Here is a 4,390-nt window from a genome sequence, read left to right on the forward strand (position 1 = left end):
GCTTTCGCCATAATACCCCTTGGTCAAAGGGTAGAGAAAGTCAAGGTCCAAAGCCCCTTTCAAACGCCTGTAGAAATTGTTCTCGGGTATACGCTCGCTCAACTGGAAATGTGCGAACAGTTTTTCCTGGTAATCCTTTTTTCCCTGCATACCTAAAGTTACGATCGATCTACCGAACGGCAATGATCAAGACCGTTTTTTTCTTAACTTGTGCAACAGGCACACGGTGTATAATTAATTGCGGTCGGAATTTCCACTTGGAAATTCCTGCAATTAACTATCTTCGGTACTGGCGGACATTTTCCGTTGTAAAAGTCCGCAACTAATCATACACGAACCGATGTTACCTGCAAGCTGAAAAAACCACCACACGGTCAAGCACATTTGGTTTTTGCCAACGCTTATTTCCAACGCTGAAAAACCAAAAGAGCTTGCCCTTTCCCACCACCACCCAAAAAAAACATTCACAACTTGATAGTAAATTAGCAAAACATTTATATATTTGCGAATTAAGGGTCAAACCTTTTAACGTAAATATGCAATAATGGCAAGTTTCGGAGATTTCATAAAAACTGAAAGAGAAAAAAGAGACTGGACTCAAACTGATTTTGGTGCAAAAATCGGAGTGAATTCAAGTGCAGTTAGTCGTATCGAAAATGGTTCACAGACATTTAGTAAAAATAAACTTGAATTACTAGCGAACCTTTTTGAAAAGCAAAAGCAAAGTGTTACAGACCTTTACTTTGCAGACAAATTTGCAAGAGAAGCAACAAAATATAAATGTTCTGAAACAATTTTTTCAGTTGCAGAGGAAACTGCTTCATATATCAGAAACAAAAATGTTAAACAAGGGAAATTAGAATTAGAATGAAAAAATATACACTTATAGATGTGTTTTCTGGAATTGGTGGATTCCATAACGGATTTTTAAATACAGAGCGTTTTGAAATGCTACTTGCTGCTGATTACAATCAAGATTGTGAATCTTTTCATAGAAAAAATCATCCCGAATTACCATTTGAAAAAGTTGATTTATCCAAAATTGATGAAGAAAAATATTGGAAAGAAAAAGGTATATCAGAAGTTGATGTATTAATTGGTGGTCCACCTTGCCAAGGATTTTCAACTATTGGTAGTAGAGCTTCTTCCAATGCTCAAAAAAGAGAAAAGTATGATATCCGCAACAACTTAATCGGACATTATATAAATCACGTTAGAGTATTGCGACCGAAATATTTTATAATGGAAAATGTAAGAGGTCTCACCACTTATAAAAAAGGCAACTTCTTTGAAGATGTTTTAGAAGAATTCAATTCGATTCCAGGATATAAAATCGACTATAAAATATTGAATGCTGCTGATTATGGTGTTCCTCAAATAAGACAACGGACTTTTGTTTTTGGTAATCGAATTGGTTTTGAAGAGAATACATATCCTGAACCTGACCATTTTGAAAATGGAATCAATGGTTCAAAATGGAAAACAGTCGGAAAAGCAATTAACGACCTAATTGGTAAAGAAAATGAAATTGACAATCATAGTCCTCTAAATCACAGGCCAAAAAACATTGCGAGATATCAATTAATTCCTGAAGGTGGAAGAATGCCTGAAGATAAATTACCACCTGAACTTTACAGGAAAAATTTTGGAAGTACGTTCAAGAGACTGCATAGAGAAAAACCATCTTTGACAATGGTACCTGGCCATAATGCGTTCCCTATCCATCCAATTCTAGATAGAAGTTTGACAGTAAGAGAAGCAGCAAGAATTCAGACTTTTTCTGATGATTTAATCTTTACTGGAAATAGACAATCACAATGTATTCAAGTTGGTAATGCAGTTCCGCCATTATTGGCTGAAAAATGGGCAAATCACGTTATTAATATTTTAGATAAGTATGGAGAATAATTTAACTTTTATTGACTTGTTTTCTGGAGCAGGTGGTTTTTTAAGAGGCTTTATGAATCAAGGATTCGAGCCTGTATTTTCTGTCGAAAATTGGAAACCAGCAATTGACACACATAAACTGAACTATCCAGAAGTACCTATTATTTCACAAGACATTCGTAAAATAACCAACGAAAAACTCATTGAATATACAAAAGGTAAAAAAGTCAATGTCGTAGTTGGTGGTCCACCTTGTCAAGGTTTTTCTACAATTGGAAATCGAAATCCAGAAGACGCAAGAAATAACTTGATTTTGGAATTTTTAAGAGTTGTTGATACTGTGAAACCTGATTACTTCATTATGGAAAACGTAAGAGGTTTAGTTTCATCAAAAAATGGCTATTTTAAAGATATACTACTTGAAAAATTCAAGGATATTGGATACGAAAATGTGCAATGCAAAATCATTTGTGCTACAGATTATGGTGTTCCTCAAAAAAGGTATAGAGTTCTTTTTATGGGTTCATTAGATGGTTCTGAAATTGAATTTCCAGAACATACCAACTCAAAAGAAAATCCAGAAACCTTGAGAAAACATATTATGGATTTGGTTGGTAAAGAAAATAAAGTGGCTAATCATATTCCTACAAATCATAATCCAATTGTAAAAGAGCGCATCACTTATATAAAAGAAGGTGGTGGAATTGATGCTGATATTCCTGAACATCTTTTAAAAGGTTCAAGAAGTGATTATAAAGACAATAAGCTTAAAAATTTCAGCCACGTTTATAAAAGACTACATAGAGACAAACCTGCTACAACTATGGTTCCTGGTCACAATGCTTTTCCACTACATCCAACAGAAAATAGAAGCTTGACTGTCAGAGAAGCAGCAAGAATTCAAACTTTTCCTGATGACGTAGTTTTTGAAGGTACAAGACAAGACCAATGTATTCAAGTAGGTAACGCAGTACCAGTAAAATTATCTGAAGTATTTGCAAAACATTTAAAAGAAAAACTAGTAGAACAATGGGAGCAAATCACGACTTATTAGCTGAAAAAGCTGGTAGAGCAGTTATATCGAAAATAGTAAACCGAGTAGATAATTGGGGACAAATATTTTCTGACAACATAAACAAAGCTGGAGATTTTAGTTGGCCAAGACCTGACTATGTATGTTTTGACTACGATTTGGAACAAAGTTTAGCTTTTGAATTCAAACCACCAAATCATCAAAAAAGAGAATATTTGACTGGATTAGGTCAAACTTTATCATATTTAGAAAAGCATCACTACTCGGGAATTATTCTACCGAAAGTGGTTGAAGGTTTTAATATTGCTCAACATTTAGCTAATGTACTATCATTGGATGTTTTTTCGAGGCATTATATTTCAGTAATTGGTTATGATGAAAGAACATTGGAATCGAACCCATTAAATTCGATTCAATTATACAAATCCATTGAGCACGAAAGAACGGGAGAAATAATAACTGGGGAAATAAATCAAACCTATTGGTGTTGGTGGCGTGACATTAGCCATTATGAAGTTTTTACTTTACTTGATTTACTGGACAAACATAGCCATCAAACTGGAGATATTTATACAACTTACGCGTGGCCAGAATTTTGGAGATTAATGGTAGCAGGGAATACTCGAACTTGGGAAGGAATTGGTAGGGTTAAAACGGATAATGAAACCAATTACAGAAGTGAAAAACAAAATTATAAAATTCCATTATTTCAACTTGGACTTATAGAACCTTCAGAAGGTCGATTAACAGCAGAAGGTTATAAATTAATTTCTCTTGCCAAAATTTATGGATTAGATAGTAGTTTATATATTGACTATTTAACCAAATTGGTTTTGATAGAAGGCAAACATTTAATCTTAATTCAAGATTTAGAAGATTATAAAACAAGAGCAAGTGCAGCTAGTTTAGCAAATAGTACACAGTTCAGAAAAGACTTTGAGACTTATTTAGATGAAAACAACTCAATTGGCTCAAGAAAGGAAGGACGAACGACAACTGGAAATAAGGAAAGTTACATACGTGATGAACTAAAACTGTGGAATAAACTCGGACTTTTAAAAGGTAATGGGAATAGATACTTTGTAAGCGGACGTGGAATTGAATTTAATTGGGCAAGAATAACTGAAATTTTGACAAAGGACTTTCTCTACTAAACAGAACGGAAAAGCCAACGCTTAAAGCCATACACATTTGCAATTCGCCACAGCCAACACACAAGCCAAAAATTGCAAAAGAGTATGCCTTTGCCAACGCTAGCAAGTTTATGGAATGAAAAGCCAGCAGGTAACAATGGTAACCGTTGCACAAGCCTATAATTAGAAATAACTACGATCGATATAAGCCTCTTCAAGGGGCTTTTTTTATGCTATGCTAGAAGTTGAACGTGAATTTTCCGTGCGCCGGAGAATGGCTTTTCACGTAATGGACCATAATTTTTACGAATAATGGCAGGGCAAGCTTTCCCGCCCC

At 34.6% G+C, this 4,390-nt stretch carries 5 protein-coding genes; 4 read left to right on the forward strand and 1 reads right to left on the reverse strand.

What is annotated here, in order from left to right; genetic code table 11:
- Window positions 1-273 precede the first annotated feature (273 nt).
- On the reverse strand, window positions 274-468 hold the full coding sequence (locus IL355_RS19110) for a hypothetical protein (RefSeq protein ID WP_192463698.1): 195 nt from the start codon (window positions 466-468) through the stop codon (window positions 274-276).
- 76 nt (window positions 469-544) lie between these two features.
- On the opposite strand from IL355_RS19110, the gene IL355_RS19115 reads away from it, so the two are divergent.
- Genes IL355_RS19115 through IL355_RS19130 form a run of 4 tightly spaced genes read left to right on the forward strand, consistent with a single transcriptional unit; the run spans window position 545 to window position 4,074 of the window.
- Entirely contained in the window at window positions 545-871 is a 327-nt protein-coding gene (locus IL355_RS19115) for a helix-turn-helix domain-containing protein (RefSeq protein WP_192463699.1), read from the forward strand.
- Window positions 868-1,908: a DNA cytosine methyltransferase gene (locus IL355_RS19120; RefSeq protein ID WP_192463700.1), complete on the forward strand. Its 1,041-nt coding sequence runs from the start codon at window positions 868-870 to the stop codon at window positions 1,906-1,908. The genes IL355_RS19115 and IL355_RS19120 overlap by 4 nt, the downstream gene beginning before the upstream one ends.
- Window positions 1,898-2,941, forward strand: a complete 1,044-nt coding sequence (locus tag IL355_RS19125) for a DNA cytosine methyltransferase (RefSeq protein WP_192463701.1) — start codon at window positions 1,898-1,900, stop codon at window positions 2,939-2,941. Before IL355_RS19120 ends, IL355_RS19125 begins: the two co-directional genes overlap by 11 nt.
- Window positions 2,917-4,074: a hypothetical protein gene (locus tag IL355_RS19130; RefSeq protein WP_192463702.1), complete on the forward strand. Its 1,158-nt coding sequence runs from the start codon at window positions 2,917-2,919 to the stop codon at window positions 4,072-4,074. The genes IL355_RS19125 and IL355_RS19130 overlap by 25 nt, the downstream gene beginning before the upstream one ends.
- Window positions 4,075-4,390 lie beyond the last annotated feature (316 nt).

It is taken from the genome of Euzebyella saccharophila, assembly GCF_014855495.1.
Taxonomy (GTDB): Bacteria; Bacteroidota; Bacteroidia; order Flavobacteriales; family Flavobacteriaceae; genus Euzebyella; species Euzebyella saccharophila.

Excerpts from the sequence above, each read along its gene's own strand:
- IL355_RS19115 (WP_192463699.1), top strand. The coding sequence starts at position 545 with ATGGCAAGTTTCGGAGATTTCATAAAAACTGAAAGAGAAAAAAGAGAC.
- IL355_RS19120 (WP_192463700.1), top strand. The coding sequence starts at position 868 with ATGAAAAAATATACACTTATAGATGTGTTTTCTGGAATTGGTGGATTC.
- IL355_RS19125 (WP_192463701.1), top strand. The coding sequence starts at position 1,898 with ATGGAGAATAATTTAACTTTTATTGACTTGTTTTCTGGAGCAGGTGGT.
- IL355_RS19130 (WP_192463702.1), top strand. The coding sequence starts at position 2,917 with ATGGGAGCAAATCACGACTTATTAGCTGAAAAAGCTGGTAGAGCAGTT.